At 39.5% G+C, this 20,224-nt stretch carries 17 protein-coding genes; 2 read left to right on the top strand and 15 right to left on the bottom strand.

Translation table 11 applies throughout. The features are described from left to right. Positions 1-48: 48 nt before the first annotated feature. The 9 genes from B9P78_RS10050 to B9P78_RS03455 form a co-directional block, all read right to left on the bottom strand. Complete coding sequence (locus B9P78_RS10050; protein ID WP_233487687.1) at positions 49-339, bottom strand: glycoside hydrolase family 73 protein; 291 nt, start codon at positions 337-339, stop codon at positions 49-51. Then, entirely contained in the window at positions 312-596 is a 285-nt protein-coding gene (locus B9P78_RS10045; protein ID WP_233487686.1) for a glucosaminidase domain-containing protein, read from the bottom strand. Before B9P78_RS10045 ends, B9P78_RS10050 begins: the two co-directional genes overlap by 28 nt. A 374-nt stretch (positions 597-970) precedes the next feature. Next, positions 971-1,684, bottom strand: a complete 714-nt coding sequence (locus B9P78_RS03485; protein ID WP_199445725.1) for an ABC transporter ATP-binding protein — start codon at positions 1,682-1,684, stop codon at positions 971-973. Between the two features lie 8 nt (positions 1,685-1,692). After that, entirely contained in the window at positions 1,693-2,466 is a 774-nt protein-coding gene (locus B9P78_RS03480; protein ID WP_094518156.1) for an ABC transporter ATP-binding protein, read from the bottom strand. A gap of 2 nt (positions 2,467-2,468) precedes the next feature. Beyond that, the gene (locus B9P78_RS03475) at positions 2,469-3,455 is read right to left on the bottom strand and encodes a branched-chain amino acid ABC transporter permease (RefSeq protein ID WP_094518155.1); all 987 of its coding nucleotides are present in this window, start codon (positions 3,453-3,455) and stop codon (positions 2,469-2,471) included. Positions 3,456-3,462: 7 nt separating this feature from the next. After that, positions 3,463-4,341 carry a branched-chain amino acid ABC transporter permease gene (locus tag B9P78_RS03470; protein WP_094518154.1) on the bottom strand — a complete coding sequence of 293 codons (879 nt, stop codon included), beginning with the start codon at positions 4,339-4,341 and terminating at the stop codon, positions 3,463-3,465. 537 nt (positions 4,342-4,878) lie between these two features. Beyond that, entirely contained in the window at positions 4,879-6,072 is a 1,194-nt protein-coding gene (locus B9P78_RS03465) for an ABC transporter substrate-binding protein (protein ID WP_094518153.1), read from the bottom strand. 231 nt (positions 6,073-6,303) lie between these two features. Next, positions 6,304-7,488, bottom strand: a complete 1,185-nt coding sequence (locus B9P78_RS03460) for an ABC transporter substrate-binding protein (RefSeq protein ID WP_094518152.1) — start codon at positions 7,486-7,488, stop codon at positions 6,304-6,306. A 412-nt stretch (positions 7,489-7,900) separates the two neighbouring features. Then, the gene (locus B9P78_RS03455) at positions 7,901-9,082 is read right to left on the bottom strand and encodes an ABC transporter substrate-binding protein (RefSeq protein WP_094518151.1); all 1,182 of its coding nucleotides are present in this window, start codon (positions 9,080-9,082) and stop codon (positions 7,901-7,903) included. 594 nt (positions 9,083-9,676) lie between these two features. Here B9P78_RS03455 and B9P78_RS03450 point away from each other — a divergent pair. Further along, entirely contained in the window at positions 9,677-10,606 is a 930-nt protein-coding gene (locus B9P78_RS03450; protein ID WP_094518150.1) for an AEC family transporter, read from the top strand. A gap of 351 nt (positions 10,607-10,957) precedes the next feature. Here the strand turns inward: B9P78_RS03450 and B9P78_RS03445 are convergent, their stop codons facing one another. The 4 genes from B9P78_RS03445 to B9P78_RS03430 form a co-directional block, all read right to left on the bottom strand. After that, on the bottom strand, positions 10,958-13,399 hold the full coding sequence (locus B9P78_RS03445) for a 5'-nucleotidase C-terminal domain-containing protein (RefSeq protein WP_094518149.1): 2,442 nt from the start codon (positions 13,397-13,399) through the stop codon (positions 10,958-10,960). Positions 13,400-13,615: 216 nt separating this feature from the next. Then, a complete protein-coding gene (locus B9P78_RS03440) occupies positions 13,616-13,852 on the bottom strand; it encodes a hypothetical protein (RefSeq protein ID WP_094518148.1) in 237 nt (78 codons plus the stop codon). 125 nt (positions 13,853-13,977) lie between these two features. Then, positions 13,978-16,818: an ABC transporter permease gene (locus B9P78_RS03435; RefSeq protein ID WP_094518147.1), complete on the bottom strand. Its 2,841-nt coding sequence runs from the start codon at positions 16,816-16,818 to the stop codon at positions 13,978-13,980. A gap of 13 nt (positions 16,819-16,831) precedes the next feature. Then, complete coding sequence (locus B9P78_RS03430; protein WP_094518146.1) at positions 16,832-17,533, bottom strand: ABC transporter ATP-binding protein; 702 nt, start codon at positions 17,531-17,533, stop codon at positions 16,832-16,834. Between the two features lie 253 nt (positions 17,534-17,786). On the opposite strand from B9P78_RS03430, the gene B9P78_RS03425 reads away from it, so the two are divergent. Further along, entirely contained in the window at positions 17,787-18,209 is a 423-nt protein-coding gene (locus B9P78_RS03425) for a cupin domain-containing protein (protein WP_094518145.1), read from the top strand. A gap of 90 nt (positions 18,210-18,299) precedes the next feature. Here B9P78_RS03425 and B9P78_RS03420 read toward each other — a convergent pair whose 3' ends face one another. Both B9P78_RS03420 and B9P78_RS03415 read right to left on the bottom strand, forming a co-directional pair. Then, positions 18,300-19,520 carry a class I SAM-dependent rRNA methyltransferase gene (locus tag B9P78_RS03420; RefSeq protein ID WP_094518144.1) on the bottom strand — a complete coding sequence of 407 codons (1,221 nt, stop codon included), beginning with the start codon at positions 19,518-19,520 and terminating at the stop codon, positions 18,300-18,302. Beyond that, positions 19,513-20,163, bottom strand: coding sequence for a VanZ family protein (locus B9P78_RS03415; protein WP_094518143.1), 651 nt, complete (start codon positions 20,161-20,163; stop codon positions 19,513-19,515). Before B9P78_RS03415 ends, B9P78_RS03420 begins: the two co-directional genes overlap by 8 nt. Positions 20,164-20,224 lie beyond the last annotated feature (61 nt).

The following is a 20,224-nucleotide window of genomic DNA, read 5'->3' as shown; positions in this document are numbered from 1 at the left end:
CATCTTTAATAATACACCGGAATATAATACATTGCAAACATAATTTGTTTATTTTACTAAGTCATCGAATTTTGTTAGATCATATGCCTCAATTACGTCGATCAAAGTCTCGGCATAATTTGGATCTGTCGCGTAACCCGCTTCTTGTAAAGCGTATGCCGCATGTTGATAATCGGCGGCATTTATCACCTGATCGTAATGCGCATTATTCCAAGAAGTACCATTGGCCAACAATTCCCCGTGGTCTGCAACAGATTCTTGCCAAGAGGCGTATACACGGAAAGGTTCATCCACAGTGACATATGCGCCGTTCACGAATTCTTGGGTTGGTAAATCCACACTTGGTTCCGATTCTGAATAGGCTTTACGTCCGAATAAATTGAAATACTTACTGGATAGTCACTACGACCAAAATCAGATTCTAGCACTGCTTGCGCAACAACAATACTTGGTAGTACTTGCGATTTTGGATATTCTGCCACCGCATATTCTCCAATTAACTGAATAAATTCTTGGTCTGTGTAGTCCTCAGTTGGCGTTTCGGTTACTGTACCTGTACTGCCGTCTTCAACTGTGGTGTCCTGTGATTGCCACAAAATAGACCCACAAAGAAGACTAGCAAAAGCCACAGCCACTTTCTTCGCGCGTCACGTTTTTTCTTAGGCATATATCTTTTCTTATGTTTCAAACCATTACGAAATGCACGCTGCAGCTTCTGCTGTAACTGCATGCCTGTCTTCGCCAATAAACCCTTCCGTCGTTTCTGTTTCAACATATGTCACCCCCTCCCTCAAATCATATCATTTATATAAGTCCCTAGCTTAGGTCTTGAGTCTAGTCTTACAATCAAAAATCACACGGCTAGCTCATGGCCCACTTGTCCATAATGTGCACATGCATTATACAAAAAAAGAGTTGCATAATCCATTACGATTACCCAACTCTTTATTACGTTTATATGATAATTATATTATGCTTTCGCACCACCAAGATACGCTTCTTGGACTTTTTCAGATGTTAACAACTCAGCACCTGTACCGGTTAAAGTGATACGACCAGTTTCCATTACGTATGCACGATGAGAAATGGTTAGTGCTTGTTTAGCATTTTGTTCAATCAATAGTACTGTGGTACCCGCTTCATTAATTTCTTGAATAATATTGAAGATTTGTTTAATGAATAAAGGCGCAAGCCCCATTGAAGGTTCATCCAATAGTAACAATTTAGGTTGAGACATTAAAGCTCTCGCCATGGCAACCATTTGTTGTTCCCCACCAGATAAAGTAGCGGCATCTTGGTTTAGACGTTCCTTGATGATTGGGAAGTATTCAAATGCTTTTTCCATATCGGCTTTCAAGGCATCACGATCTTTACGAGTGAAGGCACCCATCATAAGGTTTTCCTTAACGGTCATCCCTTTAAATACGTGACGTCCTTCTGGTACTTGAGAAATACCATCTTTCACAATACTCATTGCAGATGCTTTCGTGATATCTTTGCCTTCGTATACAATTGATCCGCTCTTAGCAGGCTTAATACCTGAAATTGTACGAAGTGTCGTAGATTTACCTGCACCATTGGAACCGATTAAAGATACGATTTCACCTTGATTTACTTCAAGGCTAATCCCTTTAATGGCCTCAATCATCCCGTAAGAGACTTTCAAATCATTAATTTCTAACATTGCCATATTTACTCGCCTCCTAAGTACGCTTTGATAACTGCTGGATTCTGTTGAATTTCGCTTGGAGTACCGTGGGCAATTAATTTACCATATTCAAGTACATAGATACGTTCACAAACGTTCATAACTAATGACATATCATGTTCGATCAAGACTACAGTAATATCAAAATCTTTTTGAATTTGACGAATCAATTCAGTTAATTCGGCTGTTTCATTTGGGTTCATCCCTGCAGCTGGCTCATCTAAGAATAAAATCTTAGGTTCAGTAGCTAAGGCACGGACAATTTCCAAACGACGTTGTTGCCCATAAGGTAAGTTTTTCGCTTTTTCTTTTACTAAATCTTGAAGGTTAAAAATACGTAGCAACTCAATTGCACGTTCTTCTAACTCTTGACGATTACGGTAGAAGCTAGGTGTACGTAATACAGACGCCCAGAAGTTTGCCCCATGTTTTGTATGCAATGCAACTAGCACATTGTCTAAAACAGTCAAGTTCCCGAATAAACGGATATTTTGGAAAGTACGTGCAAGACCAAGTTCGTTAATAACGCTTGGTTCTTTACCGTTTAATAAAACTTCACCTTTTTCAGTGGTCATTTTAACTTCACCAGAACTTGGTACATATACACCAGTCAACAAGTTGAAAAGTGTTGTTTTACCAGCACCATTGGGACCGATAAGACCAACAAGCTCATTATTTTCTAGTTCGATGTTTACATTAGAAACGGCGGCTAACCCGCCAAAATTTTTACTTAAATCTTGGATGCTTAATAATGACATGGTTATGCCTCCTCTTTATCAGATTTTTTCTTTTTACGGTTAAAGAATTTGCTGAATTGTAATTCATATTCACCCATTAAGCCTGATGGTTTGAATACCATGATGGCAATAATAGCGATACCGTAGAATACCATACGTAATTGACCTAAAGGTGCTAACACTGAGTTTAACAAACCTAGCACGATTGCTGCTACGAATGAACCAGTAATAGAACCAATACCCCCGAACACAACAATGATTAATACATCGATTGAACGTTGGAAGGTAAATTGAGATGGGTTAATAACAGAGAAGTAACCAGCATATAAACTACCCGCAATAGATGCAGTAATCGCACCAATTACGAAAGCAATAATTTTATATTTTGTTGTTTTGACCCCAACTGATTCAGCTGCGATTTCATTCTCACGAACGGCAATCGTTGCACGACCAGGACTAGAGTGGATGTAGTTAACAACTAATAAGGTTGTTAATACGATGAAGATGTATAGCGTAATCCAAGTAACGTTCATTGGAATTCCAGAGATACCAGCGGCACCATTGGTAATTTCCAAGTTTTGAATAACGATACGGATAATTTCAGATGCACCTAACGTAGCAATTGCTAAATAGTCACCTTTTAAACGTAAAGTTGGTACACCAACGATTAAAGCCACGATTGCTGCTAGTACTGCACCCGCAACCATACCTAAAAGGAAACCACCTTCACCAGGGATTTGCATTGAAACGATAGCACCCACATAGGCACCAATCGCCATAAATCCGGCATGTCCTAAAGAGAACTGACCTGCGTAACCTACTACCAGGTTAAGCCCTACTGCAAGGATCATATTGATCCCAATTGTAATTAAAATGTTTTGATAGAACGACGTTACTAAACCTAGAAGATAGGCTGCCATGATTAAGAAGAAAACTCCTAAAATCACAGCAATCCAAGTTAATGTTGGTTTCGTAAAGAAGCTCTTTGCCCATGATTCTTTTTTCATCATAACCCTCCTATACTTTCTCTTGCGTGCTCTTACCTAACAATCCGCTAGGTCTGAAGACAAGGATAATAATCAAGATGAAGTAAACTGCAGCATCACGCCAAGTAGAAAGGCCGATCATAGATACCATAGATTCAATAACACCGATTAATAAGCCACCCAACATCGCACCTGGAATTGAACCAATACCACCAAGTACTGCCGCTACGAAAGCTTTAATACCAGGAGTAAGACCCATTGTTGGAGAGATTGAGTTATAGTAGATCCCTACCAATACCCCACCAGCACCAGCTAAAGCTGAACCAATTGCGAAGGTAAAGGAAATAATTGTATCTACTGAAATCCCCATCAATCGCGCTGCATCTGCATCAACAGAAACGGCACGCATACCTTGACCCATTTTGGTAGATTTTACAATATATTGTAAAGCTGCCATTAAAATGATTGTTACGATAAAGATCACAACCTGTTGTGTCGAAATCGTAAAGATACCCAAGTCAATTGCTAGATTTGGTAAAGTTGTAGGGAAAGCACGAACTTCCGGTCCAACCCAATAAATCATTGCATTTTGTAATAAATAAGAAACACCGATGGCTGTAATTAAGGCTGCAATACGAGTTGATTTACGTAGTGGTTTATAAGCCACACGTTCGATGATAACCCCTAAAATTGCTGTAAAAATCATTGTAATAATTAGTGCTGGAATAACAGGCACACCTAACCCTGTAATCAACCAAAAGCCAAAGAAGGCCCCAACCATATATACATCACCGTGGGCAAAGTTAATCAAACCAATGATTCCATAAACCATTGTATAACCAAGCGCCATTAGGGCATAAATACTACCCAAAGAGAGTCCGTTTACGAGCTGTTGCATAAACATCTCCATAATAATTCACTTCCTTTTCCTTTAATACTTATAAGGGTTTACACCCAAGCAATCTGCATCTAGTCCTCTTTAACTTGCAGTGAACTAGTTGGATCACACATTTCTTTCTTATAAAACAAGCTTGTTATTAGCCATGTCAGATTTTTATGAGAAAATGAGTTTTTCTCCCATCTCACACATATATGCCTTAGACCCCAGGGGAACCACCCACCACAGGCTAAAAGTATATCCTTAACATTATCAAGCTATGATGGTGATAATCATTCACTACCGATAAAAATGTTTCATTTCCGCAAATTTTATAAAGAATAAGACTGTTTTCATTATAAGAATACGCCAAAATTAATGCAATGCTTTTTAATACATTTCTAATCTTATTTTTGAAACGCTTGATTTTTATGGATGATAACGCTTAACTTTCCCCTTTTTGCAAAAAAGAGGGGTTGTTCTTCAAGGTAAATGCCAAACATGTACAATGTTTGCATTTCACTAAGAACACCCCTCTAGCTATTAAACCACTAGTTGATTCAATAAAAACTATTGTGCTGCAATATCTTCTGGTGAAATTGCAGTTGTACCCACAACTTCGCCATCTTGCATTTCTTGAATATATGCTGTCTTGATTGGGTTATGTTGGTCATCAAATGAGAATGTACCTGTTACTCCAGCAAAATCCTTTGTTTCAGCTATCGCTGCCGTAACAGCTGCTGGATCAGATGATTCTGCACGCGTCATTGCATCAATCGCAAGATTCGCAGCATCATAACCTAAGGCTGCAAACATATCAGGCTCTACGCCATACTCAGCTTCATACGCTTCAATAAAGGCTGCACTCTCTTCACTCGCACCTTCACCAGTTGTATAGTGTGATGTGTAGTAGAAGTCTGTTACGTTCTCAGCACCGGCTAAATCAACGAATTCTTGGCTACCAAACCCATCTGGTGCCAAAATCACACTATCAATGCCCATTCCACGCGCTTGCCCAACAATCGGACCACCCTCTGAATAGTAACCAGCTATAAAGATTACGTCTGGATCGTTAGCCGCAACGTTATTTAAAATCGCATTGAAATCAGTGTCTCCAGCAATATAAGATTCTTCTGCAACAATCTCCCCTTCAAAGGCGTCTTTAAAGGTTACTGAAAGATTTTGACCGTAGTCAGTTGAATTATCTTGGATGATCGCTGCCGTTTCATAACCTTCACCATTGGCAAAAGTAGCTAATGCTAACCCTTGGAAGGCATCTTGGAAAGCCACACGGAACACATAATCCAACGTATTGCCTTCATCATCAACAGTTAGTGAATCTCCCGTTGCTGCAGGCGCAATCATAGGAATTTCAGCACTCGTACCAATTGGAATTTGTGCTTCAAAAGCACCCGTAGTTGCAGGTCCAATAATCATCTGTACGTTCTCTTCATCTAATAGACGTGCTGCCGTATTTGCCGATTCATTGGCATCAGTCCGGTTATCAGCTTCAACGTATTCGATTTGTTGGCCATTCACACCACCGGCTTCGTTGGCTAATTTAAAGGCTAATTTCACCCCATCATTAGCTGGCCCACCGTAGGCTGCACCGGCACCAGAAAGATCCCAGTTACCACCAATCTTAATTGTTTCACTGGCATCACCAGTATTCGTATTATCTGTACTTGATGTTTGCGTCACTGAACCACAGCCCGCTAACAATAGTAAAGAACCCAACGTTAACATTAATTTATTCATTTTCATCATCTATTCCTCCAAATTTTTAATTGGAACAATAAAAATAAGACTACAGTTATTATATTGACTTTATTTGAAAAAATCAAGGTGAATTTTAATTTAATTCTAATGTAAATAGACAATGAAATACGTCAATTGACGCTTCCGTTTTGTTGACGGTTGCTATTTTACCAAAATACACAAAAAGAAGGGTAGGCCTCAGCCCACCCTTCTTCATTTAATCAAGTGTATGTTTCACTAGTTTTGTAAGTCTTCTGGAGATACTGCAGAAGTTGATACTTCTTTACCATCTTCTAAACCAATGATGTATGCAGTTTTCACAGGGTTGTGGTTTTCATCCATTGAGAATGTACCAGTTACACCTTCGAAGTCTGTTGTTGCTGCTAATTCGTCTGTAATTAATTGACGATCATCAGAACCGGCACGTTCAGCTGCATCTGCAACTAAGTACGCTGCATCGTAACCTAAAGCATCGAACATGTTAGGATCTTCGCCGTATTCAGCGTTGAATGCTTCAATAAAGTCAGCAGTTTTATCTGTTGCACCTTCACCAGTTGTATAGTGAGCTGCGTAGTAAACGTTATCTACGTTGTCAGCACCAGCTAAATCGATAAATTCTTGCGCACCGAATCCATCAGGAGCTAAGACAACGCTGTCTAAACCAGCTTCACGTGCTTGTTTCACTAATGGACCACCTTCAGTGTAGTAACCAGCGATGAATACTACATCTGGATCAGTTGCTGAAATATTGCTGATGATTGAGTTGAAATCTGTATCACCTGAAACGTAAGATTCAGTCGCAACAATTTCACCTTCAAAAGTTTTTTCGAATTCTGCTGCTAAGTTTTGACCGTAGTCAGAAGAGTTATCTTGAATAATTGCTGCCTTACCGTAGCCTTCTTGGTTGGCAAATTCAGCTAGAACTGCCCCTTGGAAAGCATCTTGGAATGGCACACGGAATACGTATTCTAATACATTACCGTCGCCATCTAAAGTTAAGGTATCACCTGTTGCTGCTGGTGCAACGATAGGTACACCTGCGTCAGTAGCAGTTTGGATTTGTGCTTCAGTTGAACCTGTTGTATCCGCACCGATTAATACAGAAATGTTTTCTTCATCGATTAAACGAGCAGTTTGTGTCGTAGATTCAGTTGCATCAGATTTGTTGTCGACGCTAACGTAATTTACTTGTTTACCTAATACACCGCCATTTTCATTGATTTCTTTGAATGCTAAGGTAGCACCATCATTGATTGCAGTACCGTAAGCAGAGAAAGCACCAGATAGACCGAAGTTACCACCAACATTGAAAGTTTCGTTGTCTGCAGTTGTACCCGCACCACTAGTAGTAGACGTTGCCGCACCACAGGCTGCTAAAGTTAACGCTGAGACTAAAGTTAAAGCCATCTTTTTAAAATTCATCATAAAGTCCTCCCCAGAACTATTTATTTTCAATATTTTTGGCTCATGTCAGTCGACAAATAGTGGTTCAAAAATTACTATCCGCCGTTTAAGGATAAATAAAAACGGCGACCCTAATCATGGGGGCCGCCGTTTAACTAAGGCCCTCACTGATGGGGAAATAGGACCCTACTCTAATGTAGAATCCACTTAGTTAATCAAAATAATAATTTTCGCCTGAGATGCTGAAACAAGATATGCTTTACATAGCGTATTATTTTCTACCAATAAACCCATCTGATTTCACCACCCTTTTCTAATTTGTTCTTAATGAGTTGTCCATAATATAACAAACCTATGTCATCTTTTCAAGTTAAAATTTCAAATTTTCACAGAAATATTTAATAATACGGAAATAATCTCACATAACCCCTTATTCCGGTGCTACGGCAGTTGACCCTACCACTTCATTTTGTTGAATTTCTTGAATGGAAGCAGTTTTGTTTGGTGTATGATCATCTTTCATGGTGATGGTGCCTGTAATCCCTTCAAAATCTGTGGTTGCTGCGATGGCTTCAGCAACTGCGGTTGTTTCAGTAGTACCCGCCGCTTCAACTGCTGCAGCATAGATATTTACCGCATCATAACCTAGTGCTGCGTAGGCATCCGGTGCTTTACCATATGTTTCTTCAAAATCGGCTGAAAAATCTTGTGCTGCTTGTGGTGCATCTTCACCAGTTGCAAAATGTGACACGTAGTAGATGTCATTCATATTGTCTTCACCGGCAAGTGCAGACAATTCTTCTGAACCGAAACCATCCGGTCCAACAATCGCGGCTTCAATGCCCATTTCACGCGCTTGTTTAATAATTGTTCCTGCCTCTGTGTAGTAGCCCGCAATAAAGATAACATCGGGATTTTGACCCTTAATATTGGTAAGAATCGCGCTAAAATCACTATCCCCTGATACATAAGATTCTGTGGAAACCACTTGGCCTTCAAAGGCATCCGTAAATTCACTTGCTAACGTTTGACCATAATCAGCTGAATTATCTTGTAGGACTGCCGCTTTTTGGAAACCTTTGTCATTAGCAAAGCGGGCAATTGCGCCACCTTGGAAAGAATTTAAGAAGGCAACGGAAAAACCATAATCATAAGCGTCGCCATTTTCGTCCGTAGTCGCCCCATCACTTGTTACAGCTGGTCCAATGAAAGGTACCTTAGCTGTCTCAGCTGGATTAACTTGGGCCTCAAAGTTAGCCGTTGTAGATGGGCCGATGATGACAGAAGCTCCTTCTTCATCAATTAAACGTGTCGCTGTAGCTGCCGATTCATTAGAATCTGATTTATTATCTGCCTCGACATAAGTTAATTGTTTACCATTGACGCCACCATTGGCATTAATTTCCTCAACCGCTAATTTAGCACCATTGGAAATATCATTCCCGTAGGCAGCAACAGCACCTGTTAATTCAAAGTTACCCCCAACTACGATCGTGTCACTGTCATCCGCGTTGGTTGCGGTACTTGAAGTTTGCGTTACACTACCACAACCCACAATCATCATTGCTGATGCCATAACCATCCCGAATTTCTTTACGATTGCATTATTCATAATTTTCTCCTATTTGCTTGAACCTATCACCGCTACATTTTTTCTATCAGTCAGCTAAAGTGTCTTACGCTTTATAAAATTTGCCTATCGGATGTAATCAACCTCATAGATGCAAGTACCATCATTGATTTCGTTGGTTAGACGAAACAAAAAAGCCGGTTACTCGTGAAATACGAGCAACCGGCTGATTAGCTTGGCCCATATTTCATGAGAAATAGGACCCTACCAAATCGTGTAGAATCCTAACTAAGCTAATAATAATAATAAAGATGTACTTGAAATTGGTACTTGGTTTGAGGCTATCGCATCAAACTTCATTTCATTTTCCGCAAACATACGTAACCTCGCCCCTTTCCTAATCTATGCGTTACATCCAATATAACAAAATTTCTGGCCATTTTCAATGTTATTTTTAACCATTTTATCATTTAAGATCAAAACCCCGTCCATCCTATTTGCTAAACATTGACCTTAATTGCTTTATTTGCCGGTTTTTTTAGCTATTGAAGCTATCTTTATGAAGCTGATTTTTTTCTCATTTTACATGCAAATTGTTTGATATAATGAAATAAATTCAACATAAGGAGTGGAGTTATGACGTCCGTTACGCAAATGATGATTCTCGTTATCATCATGTTTTTAGGCCACCTTACTGAACGAAAACATATATTCAGTGACCATATTCAAAACGACCTTTCCCAAATGATTACGGTTGTCACCTCGCCAGCCCTCATCCTGTCCACAATTAATGCCTCGGGGGAACTAGGCACCAAGTCTGACGCCTTAGAATTTCTCGTGATAGCTTCACTCACCTGGATTATCTTCATTATTGCTTCCTTCTTCGTACCCAGAATAATAGTTGTACAAAGAGCCACTGAGGGGACTGTACAATTCCTGACTGTTTTCCAAAATAATGGTTTTATGGGTTTGCCATTGATTCTTGCCTTATATGGCACGGGCGCTATGTTCTATGCTTCTCTCATTAATATCCCCAGTAATTTATTTGTGTACACATTTGGCGTCTGGGTCATGGGCAGACATAGTGAACATAACATAGACTTTGTACAATTAACTAAGCGCCTATTTTTGTCACCTGGCTTCTTAGCTGGTCTAGCTTCACTCATCTGCTTCCTGATGGATTGGCGCTTGCCTAGTTTAATTGCAGAAACAACCACCGTGATTGGTGGGGCAACCACACCACTTGCCATGATGGTTATCGGAATGGCTATTGCCCATTCAAACATTCGCCAAGCTTTTTCCAACGCGAAGTTATACGCCCTGATGTTTATCAAAATGATTGCTTTGCCAATTATTATTTTCCTCTTATTCCGTAACTTTATTGATAATGCGATTATTCTATCTACCCTAATTGTCATTATCGCAACACCTGGACCAGCCGTAGCTACACCCTATGCCTTACTCTATGGTGGAGATGTACAATTTTCAACTAACTATGTGTTCTTATCCACCCTTGTTTCAGTCGTCACGATTCCACTATTAATCAACCTACTTGGTTTACAGTAAATGTACATGCAAAAAGAGATTAGGACAAAGAATTAAAATCATAGCTTTTTTGTCCTTACAGTGTACGTTCCTTGTAAGCCGTGGGGCCATTGAAAGCCAAGGTCTTTCAATTTGAAATCGAGCCAAGGTCTCGACTTCATCCTCTCTCACGGCTAAGGAACTACACTTTCAGTACTTTAACACCTGTTCCCATGATATATTTCAATCAAAATGTATAAGAATTTTTTCAAAGTAAAAGGCGTACACAACGCTTATTAAGAATTGTGTACGCCTTTTTAGAGGCCTTTTGTCCCAGCCTATTTTATTTATTGTGACGGATCTTTATATAAGACGTCCATCAGTCTTTTTGCATTATTTACGTTTACGGCTTGGGAATAAGCTTAGGCCTAAACCACCTAAGATTGCTGAGATTGCTAAACCAAAGTTACCAGCATAACCAGTTTCTGGTAAGCTTGCAGTCGCTGCAGCTGCTACAGCAACTTTCTCTGCATCATCTTCAGTTGAAGTTACATCAGTCGCTTCTTCCTTATTAGATTCAGTTTCTGTATCTTCTGTAGTTGCAGCACCTGATTCAACGACCGGTGTTTCAGTTGTCGGTTCCTCTTCAACCGGTGTTTCTTCACCAGGTGTTTCAGTTGTTGGTTCCTCTTCAACCGGTGTTTCTTCACCAGGTGTTTCAGTTGTTGGTTCCTCTTCAACTGGCGTTTCTTCACCAGCTGCAAGTAAGGCTTTATAATCCGCAGTCAAGATTGGGATAATTTGATTTTGTGGTAATGGATCAGCGTATGAAGCTAAATCTACATAGCCAAATTCCATTGCATCCATCACTACTTGATCAAGAGAAGGACCTTCTTCACGTTCACCAGAAAGCATGGTATAACCATCCCCGCCCTGTGCCAGGAAGTCATTAGTAGCCATGAAGTATGTAGCCGTTGTATCATTTGCTACTAGCTCAAATTCTCCTGTCTCACGGTTTAACACATAAACACCTAATACACGTTGACCCGCTGCTAAAGTAGGATCAAAGTATACTTTGATATCAGAAGAAATTTGTAAGAATCCACCTAAAGCTGCAAGGCTAGGTAAGCTAGAATCTTCATCAATTGTCTCTACAGTGTAATTACCATCTGAAGAAGTATATGGTTCAGTGATTGTTGCTGCTGAGTATGCTAACTCGAACATTTCGTAAATCGTTTCACCAGTCACTTCAATTTGCGAAATGATGTTACCAAATGGTAAAACAGCGATCACGTCACCTTCAGTAATTGCTTCCCCTTCAGCGATTTGTTCACGGATACCACCACCATTAATCATGGCAAAATCAGTTGCGTTTACGAAACCGCCATTGCGACCATATTCAACCATTGCATCAGTGATATAGGTACCTGCATTTGTTTCATGTGAACGTACATATTCACGTACACCGTTAAACCAAACTGGATTTTCTTCAACGATAATGCGACCTGTCTCTTCTTCATAAGCTAGACTAGCTTCATCCAAAATTGCTTGAATCGCTTCATCAGTACGACCTTCAACTGTCACATTACCACGTGCATCAAACTCGTAACCTAATGAAGTTAATACATCACTAGCAGCTACTAATTGACCACTCGTTTGGCTTGGATCTACAAAATTAAGTGAAACCAAACCAATATTATTTAATGCAGTACCTGTTTGTTGTAATAACACGTTACCATAATGTTCATCTGCATATGCACTATGAGAGTGACCATCTAAGATGACAATTTGGAATGCATTGAAAGCTTCAACATCATCAAGTGCTGTTGCTAAAGCTGTTGCACGCCATTCTTCGTTTGTTGTTGCATCAATACCTAAATGTGCTAAAACGATAAAAGCATCTTCAACTGTTGTATCGTCTGCGATTAAGCGTGAAATTTCAGAAATAGTTGTTTCAATTGGTGATAAGAATTCGATATTTTCTACATTATTAGGATGTGTTTTAGTTGCTGTTTCGGGTGTAGTTACACCGACAACACCCAAGTTGTAACCTTGTGTACTAACGTTAGTACTTGGTGTGAATACATATTCTTGTGTGTCAGCATATACAGTATTTACGGATAGTACAGGAAAACCTGTTTTGTCTTCATAGGCAGTTGCCACATCTTGACCAAAGTCAAATTCATGGTTACCCACTGCCATTGCATCGTAGCCAGCTTGGTTCATCGCTTCCGCCATAGTTGCACCTTGATCATGGTTAGATACTGGTAAACCTTGGAATGCATCACCAGCGTCAACGACCACATCTGCGCCTACTTCTTCGTAATATTGAGAGGCATTAGCAATCCCAATCACACTTGAACCACTTTGCTCAATACGACCATGCATATCATTTGTATGTGCAATCGTAATGGTATCAACACGACCGTCACCATCAGTATCTGTTTCACTTGATGCTTCAGGATTTACAACCTTTTCCTCAGTTGCTACTGGTTCACTTGCTACATCCTCTGCCACAACAGCTTCAGCCGCCACAATCTCTTCGACAACAGGTGCTTCTAAAACAGTTTCAGTAGTTGCTTCAGTTGGTGTTGCAGATTCAACCGCAGTCGTCTCAACAACAGATGCTTGTGTTGTTGCCTCGGTTGTTTCAGTTGGTGTCTCGGTAGTAACGTCAGTAGTCACTTCACTTGAAACAGCTTCAGCTGCTAGCGAACTTGTTGAAGTGGCAACTTCATCTGCTTGAACTGCATGAGTAGTTGTTAAACCAACGATACCCGCTGCGGTTAGTGATAATACAAAACGACTAGTCGTAATAAAATGATTCTTAGACATGTTTTCCTCCTCCGAAAAAATCCCAATAAGTGTCCCACAACTATCTTACTGTGAAAATGTAAATATCTGTCTTTGAATCGTGTAAAAGTTTTGTAAACCTTTTGTGTATTCAAATATTTCCGCAGTTTTCACATCCGCTTCTTGCATTTATTATAATTAAAAAAGACAGACTAGGTCTACCCTAATCTGTCTTTCATAATTATTTATTTAGTATGCTTACATGCTTGTAGACATGGCAATATCTTGATCATATTGTTTGTCTAGCATACCACGTTGGCAATAAGCGACATTGTCCTCAATGCGACAAATTTTAACTAATTCGTTCTGCATGAATTCTCCGTCAGGAATGGCGCTCTTTGCTTTATATACTGTTTGATCCACTAAGACACGAATCTCTCCTGAGTGATCTTTAGTGACCGGTTGTACCACAATTGCTACCCTATTCATCAACATGATTATCTCCTACAATGTAAATCCTTCTTGACATTCAGTTCAACCCTATTCTATATACATTCAGGGGTATTGTCAATTTTTGCAAACCTAAAACTTTCATTAGAAATAATGGTACTTCGATTGTATTAATCTTCCTCTTTCAATGCGGATACCATTTCAATGTTCTTCAACTTGATATGCATGAATACCATAACAATGAGTGAGAAGACCAAGGTAATGAAACTAGCAAATAAATAGGAATCCCAATTAATCACGATAGGGAAGTAAATTTGATCAATAGATATTGTTTCAAGTATATAGGATAGTAAGCCATACCCCATAAAGTTTCCAACAATAATACCAATCAATGTAAGGAATAAGGTTTCACGATACACATACATACTCACTTCAAGTGAACGGAAACCGAGTACTTTCACCGTTGCCAACTCATGCATCCGTTCAGATACATTGATATTGGTCAACGAATAAAGGACGATAAAAGCTAATCCACCAGCAGAAATAATTAAGACAACTGTCACTAAATCTAAGGCTGCAAGGGTTTCTTCAAAGTCTGATATCAAACCTGCATTGAGTTGACTGCCAATCGTTCCTGGCATATCTTTTACCTTCTCCATGATACCTGTTTGATCATCGTTTGATGTGCCAGCTTCGAATTGAACAAAGGCTGAATTCACCTCAGCATCTGTGCCCAATGTATCTGCATAGTATTGTTCAGACATGTAGATATCGTGGCCCAAATAATTCGTCACGATGCCTTTCACCACAAAAGACTGTTCCACATTTTCGGTGTCTGTTAGTACAATCTTGTCTCCTGTCGTTACATCTAACAAGGATGCCAACTTGGCCGTAATCAAAATTCCATCATCTGGTAGATCTAGTCGTTGTTCGCTAGATAAATCTTCTAATAAGAAGAAATCTTCAAAATCACTTTCAGGATTAAAAGCCATCACAGTCACAATTTGTTGGGTGATTGCCGGATCATTTGTTGTCATTACTTCTTGGTGTAAACTTAGCGTTTGATTTACTTGTTCCTGGTTATTCAGTGTTTGAATAACTGCTTCACGTTCTTCCTGACTTGCATCCATATTTAAAGTGACGTAACCATCATAGGTTTTGATTTGTTGGAATTGATCTTGTGGTAAGTCTGAGATTGAATCACTTAGACCAAATCCCGTTACAATCAACATCGTACACCCAGCAACCCCAATGATCGTCATCAGATTACGGCCCTTATAGAGGAAGATGTTTCGCCAAGTAATTTTAGATTGGAAGCTCAACTTATGCCAAAAACCTTTGAATCGTTCTAAGAAAATGTGTTTACCATTTTTACCGGCTACAGCTTGTAACAATGGTGCTGTACGTTCACGCAAGGTCTTGCGTGTAGTGATGTAAGCTGGTAAAACAGTCGTCAGTAATGAAATCAATACTGCTAAGCTAATGTCCGTGATTTGCCATGTGTATATCATGCCAGGTAAAGCTACCGTATCCGCAAATGCCGTCACAATAATGTTAGGGAATAGATAATTGCCAATTGGAATCCCAATGACCATACCCAAAATGGCGGCAATGCTGGCGTACATCAAATACTTAATCTGAATGACGCGTGGTGAATAACCTAGTGCCTTATAGGTACCAATTTGTGTCCGTTGTTCCGTTACCATTCGTTGCATGTTGGTAAAGGAAACGAGGGCTGCAATCAGGAAGAAAATAACCGGAAAGGCTTGACCAATTGTTGACATATTGGCGGCATTATTTTCCCAAGCGGTATACCCATTCACACTCGAGCGGTCATTTATGTGATACACAGGTACTTCCAAGTCATCTACAGTCGATTGTGCTTCAGCAAGTTCAGATTCAGCAGACGAGAGCGATTCGCTAGCTTTGATACTTTCACTTTCATAGGTTTTGCGGGCTGAATCCACTTGGCTTTGAGCATCATCCAGAGATGCTGAGCCAGCTTCTAATTGTGCCACTACACTAGATAACCCGGCTTGTGCTAGCGTAACCCCCTCAGGTAATTGCGCTTCAACTTCACTTTGTTGACGATTTAAGGCATCCCGCCCCTCATCAATTTGTGATTGGCTACGGCTGATTTTGCTAGCTCCATCGGCCAATGCTTTTTGTGCACTATCAATCTCTGCCTGACCGCTTGAAATTGCTTCAGTAGCCTCGGTGACTGTTTCATCATAGACTGTTTGTGGTCGACCTTCAAACGCAGTTTCAATTTCCGCTTTCTTATCTGCAATCACTTCGTTGTATTCATCTGAATAAGCTGTTAAATTATCTGCTGCGGTGATGTCAATTGCGATACTAGTAAAGATATCACCCGTAATGACCTCTGGTGAAACAACAGCAAAACCATTTAGTTTCCCGTCCCCAATACTGGTCGCACCCCGTGAGATATTTGAAATTTGTAGTGGTGAATTCACGTAACCAACAATCGTAAAGGTTTCTTCAGAAAGGGCTGGCGCTTCTATATCTTCACTTTCTGTGACACCTAAATCGGATAAGCTAATCTCCTTACCAATGCCATAAATAGATTCATTGGTTTGCGCTAGTTGGCTATCCAAAGCGATTTCTGTCTTACTTTCTGGCAAACGACCCTCTGTCACTGCAAATTGATTGAGCTCACCGGATGCATTAAAGTTGGGATAAAAACGGACTAAATCCTCACTATCCGCAACCTGTCTATCGGCAAAGGCGTAAGCTTCATATTGGATACCATCTATATCATCCAAAATGGCCGTATCTTCACTAGTCAGACCCATGGTTGATTGAATCGACATGTCTTCTAAATTCACTTGTTGATAATACTTATCAGCAATAGCCATCATGTCTGGCGCCGCTGCTCGAATACCTACGAAGAAACCCGTACCCATGGCAATAATCAGTAATAGCGCTAAAAAACGTCCGATGGTATTCTTAATTTCACGAAAACCATCCAACCAAATTTTCTTATATTTCATTACATTCGCCCCCTTACCATTCAATCTCTTGAATTGGTGTTGGGTGCTCGTTTAATTCTTGGGAGGACACAGTACCATCATTAATTTTTATCACTCTGTCAGCCATTGGTGCAATCGCTTGGTTATGGGTAATTACGACGACAGTCGTTCCATGATCAGTGGTTAAATCTTGTAAGAAACCGAGTACTTTTTTCCCTGTTTCATAATCCAATGCCCCTGTTGGTTCATCACACAGTAAGAGTTTAGGGTTCTTCGCGATTGCACGTGCAATCGACACACGCTGCTGTTCCCCACCAGATAATTGTGCTGGGAAATTATTTTTACGTTTGGTAAGCCCCACACCTTCCAACGCTTCCGCTGCTGATAGGGAATCTTTAGAAATTTCTTCTGAGACTTCTACATTTTCTAGTGCTGTTAAATTGGGAATGAGATTATAATTTTGGAAAATAAAGCCAACCTCATCACGACGATAATTCGTCAGACCTTTTTCATCATAGCCGGCAATATTTTTATCAGCAACAATCACATCGCCTGACGTAACAGCATCCATTCCACCTAGAATATTCAGTAGTGTTGATTTCCCCGCGCCTGATGGTCCGAGAATCACAACAAACTCTCCTTCTTCAATTTCTAGGTTCACATGATCATTGGCTAAGATGGCTGTGTCACCTGAACCATATTGTTTCACGACATCCTTTAATTTGATATATGACATACATTTTTTCCTCTTTTCACTCATCTTAATATATATTTATCTACTATAACTATCATATACTATTTTAAAAAGGAAAGCCAAAAAGCCCCATCCGTCAATATTCTCAAGACTTGCATGAAGACGCCTTTGTGTCAAAAAATGATTTAATAACAACATTTTTGAACCCCATTTCATTTGTGTTTCGATATGCAAGGTGTATAATTAATTATATAGTATCCATTACTATATGCACTAAAATTAGGAGGTTTTTACAATGGCAATTGACGAAAAAGATTATGGTAAACAACCACATGTAACTAACATTGAAGAAACAACAATCAATAACGATAATTATCGTACGACAATTTGGACAGGCGAAAAATTACAAGTAACAGTAATGAATATCCTTCCTGGCGATGACATTGGCTTAGAAGTTCACCATGGTATCGATCAATTTATCCGTATCGAACAAGGTACAGGATTATGCCAAATTGGGGAAACTGAAGACAACTTAGACTTCGAAAAAGAAGTAAGTGCTGATGACGCAGTATTTGTTCCTGCTAACAAATGGCACAACATCACAAACAAAGGTGATGAACCATTGAAATTGTACACAATTTACGCAGGTCCCGACCACGTACCAGGAACAATCCACCCTACCCATGACGACGCACGTAACGATCCAAACGAACATTAATCATAATATATCCATTCAAAAAAGCTAGGACCTATGAAGTCCTAGCTTTTTTACATGCTGCATATTTCGTTTCAAAGGATAGCCCTTATGTTATGCTTTTTGGAAAATTTCTACTTTTAGGTAGTCACTTTCTGGGTTACCTTTAGGTGCAGGGAAATCTGCTGGTAAACTGAATGATTCTACAGGCACAAGATCCACATGTGCATCGTCCGAACCTTCACCAATTTGCTTGATAAAGTCTTCTCTTGACATGTTTGCTGCATTAGTAGAACTTACCAAGTAACCACCACGGTTTAAGATTGATAACGCATCAGCCACTAAGCTACGATAGTCTTTCGTTGCTTGGAAGGTATGTTTTTTGGTACGTGAGAATGAAGGCGGATCAAGAATCACAATATCAAAGCGTAAATCATGTGATTTAGCAAAGTCTAGGTAATTGAATACATCCATCACACGAACTTTATGTTGTTCACCAATTTCAAGACCATTCGCTTGGAATTGTTCTTCAGTCAATTGTTGGCTACGTTTGGCTACGTCAACACTCATGGTTTCAGTTGCACCACCTAAGGCAGCAGCCACTGAAAAGGCACCCGTGTATGAGAACATGTTTAAGACTGTTTTGCCTGGTGCAAGTTCAGATTGAATAAAGTTACGAACATTACGTTGGTCCAGGAAGATACCTGTCATCCAGCCATCATCAAGACGTACAACATAATTCACACCATTTTCTTGAACAGTTAATGTTTCTGGAATATCCCCAGCTAGAATTTCTGATTGTGGGAAATCTGCTTTACCATCTAAGTTAAAGCGATTTTTACCAACAATGCCCTTTAATTCAGGGAATACATTATTCAAGGCTTCTAAAATAATTTTACGGTAACGGTAGATACCTTCTGAATACCATTGAATTAAGGCATATCCAGCATACCAATCAATTGTGAAACCGCCAATACCATCACCTTCACCGTTGAAAATACGGAAAGCTGTTGTTGTATCATCGATTAATAAGCTTTGACGTTGGTTCTTAGCTTCTTGCAATTTTTCTTGCACAAATGCTAAATTATCCAACAAACCTGTATCCGCGTTTTGGTCTCTTGTTAAAATCCAACCAACACCTTTTTGTTGTTTGGCCATATAACCATAACCTAAGAATTCGTGGTCAATCCCAATAATTTCCACCAATTCACCTTCAGTAAATTGTGGTGGATTTACGAAGTCTTTTTCTGTTAATAAAATTTGGCCCTTCTTAACCTGGACTGTTGCCCATTTACGAAGTTCCTTCTTTGGTAATTGTGCGCTTTTTCTAGCCATTATTATTTCTTCTCCTCTTAAAATACATGTGTCCTATTTGTAATACATCATACATGAGATAACCCAAAATTACCCCAGCGCCATTAAAAATGACGTCATCTATATGGCTTACGCCGGTTTCTAAGTAAAATTGCATCGTTTCAATTGATAAGCTAAACATTAATCCCCAAAATAAAGTTTTGAAAAAAGCATGCTTCATTCTAAATATATAGGGCACCACAAGCCCAAATGGCATAAACCAAAGGACATTACCAAAGAAATTATACCAATATGAAAAGGTAGAACCTTTGGTTAACTTGATTGTATCAACTAATGGTACCCAATTTAATTCATCAAAAGATCGGTGCCAATTGAAACTGTCTTGCCACCACATCCAATCATAACGCAAGACCGTTAAATGGACTAATAAAATCATATATGTGACGAAGACAAATTTCACCAATTCGCGAAACCAATTGATTGTAAAATTGTCTTGCTTTCTCTTTTTGTAAATGAGATAGCTTGCTTGAATCACCAACAAAGCAATCATATATATAATTGTTTTGTCTAAACTAAAAATCGAGAGTTCCACCAAATGAAAGTTCAGGATGCGTCCATTCGATAGGTCTCTTAGCCACTCAAGGAGTGGTCCTAAAAAATACATACCTATTCAATCCTTTTGTTGAAGTTGAGCCAAGTATCTATACTTCACATGCTACTTGTCG

Origin of the sequence: Aerococcus sp. 1KP-2016 (genome assembly GCF_002252085.1) — a bacterium.
In the GTDB taxonomy this organism is placed as follows: domain Bacteria; phylum Bacillota; class Bacilli; order Lactobacillales; family Aerococcaceae; genus Aerococcus.
This window is presented reverse-complemented; position numbering and strand designations above follow the sequence as displayed.

Excerpts from the sequence above, each read along its gene's own strand:
- B9P78_RS03485 (WP_199445725.1), bottom strand. The coding sequence starts at position 1,684 with ATGTTAGAAATTAATGATTTGAAAGTCTCTTACGGGATGATTGAGGCC.
- B9P78_RS03480 (WP_094518156.1), bottom strand. The coding sequence starts at position 2,466 with ATGTCATTATTAAGCATCCAAGATTTAAGTAAAAATTTTGGCGGGTTA.
- B9P78_RS03475 (WP_094518155.1), bottom strand. The coding sequence starts at position 3,455 with ATGATGAAAAAAGAATCATGGGCAAAGAGCTTCTTTACGAAACCAACA.
- B9P78_RS03470 (WP_094518154.1), bottom strand. The coding sequence starts at position 4,341 with ATGGAGATGTTTATGCAACAGCTCGTAAACGGACTCTCTTTGGGTAGT.
- B9P78_RS03465 (WP_094518153.1), bottom strand. The coding sequence starts at position 6,072 with ATGAAAATGAATAAATTAATGTTAACGTTGGGTTCTTTACTATTGTTA.
- B9P78_RS03460 (WP_094518152.1), bottom strand. The coding sequence starts at position 7,488 with ATGAATTTTAAAAAGATGGCTTTAACTTTAGTCTCAGCGTTAACTTTA.
- B9P78_RS03455 (WP_094518151.1), bottom strand. The coding sequence starts at position 9,082 with ATGAATAATGCAATCGTAAAGAAATTCGGGATGGTTATGGCATCAGCA.
- B9P78_RS03450 (WP_094518150.1), top strand. The coding sequence starts at position 9,677 with ATGACGTCCGTTACGCAAATGATGATTCTCGTTATCATCATGTTTTTA.
- B9P78_RS03445 (WP_094518149.1), bottom strand. The coding sequence starts at position 13,399 with ATGTCTAAGAATCATTTTATTACGACTAGTCGTTTTGTATTATCACTA.
- B9P78_RS03440 (WP_094518148.1), bottom strand. The coding sequence starts at position 13,852 with ATGTTGATGAATAGGGTAGCAATTGTGGTACAACCGGTCACTAAAGAT.
- B9P78_RS03435 (WP_094518147.1), bottom strand. The coding sequence starts at position 16,818 with ATGAAATATAAGAAAATTTGGTTGGATGGTTTTCGTGAAATTAAGAAT.
- B9P78_RS03430 (WP_094518146.1), bottom strand. The coding sequence starts at position 17,533 with ATGTCATATATCAAATTAAAGGATGTCGTGAAACAATATGGTTCAGGT.
- B9P78_RS03425 (WP_094518145.1), top strand. The coding sequence starts at position 17,787 with ATGGCAATTGACGAAAAAGATTATGGTAAACAACCACATGTAACTAAC.
- B9P78_RS03420 (WP_094518144.1), bottom strand. The coding sequence starts at position 19,520 with ATGGCTAGAAAAAGCGCACAATTACCAAAGAAGGAACTTCGTAAATGG.
- B9P78_RS03415 (WP_094518143.1), bottom strand. The coding sequence starts at position 20,163 with ATGTATTTTTTAGGACCACTCCTTGAGTGGCTAAGAGACCTATCGAAT.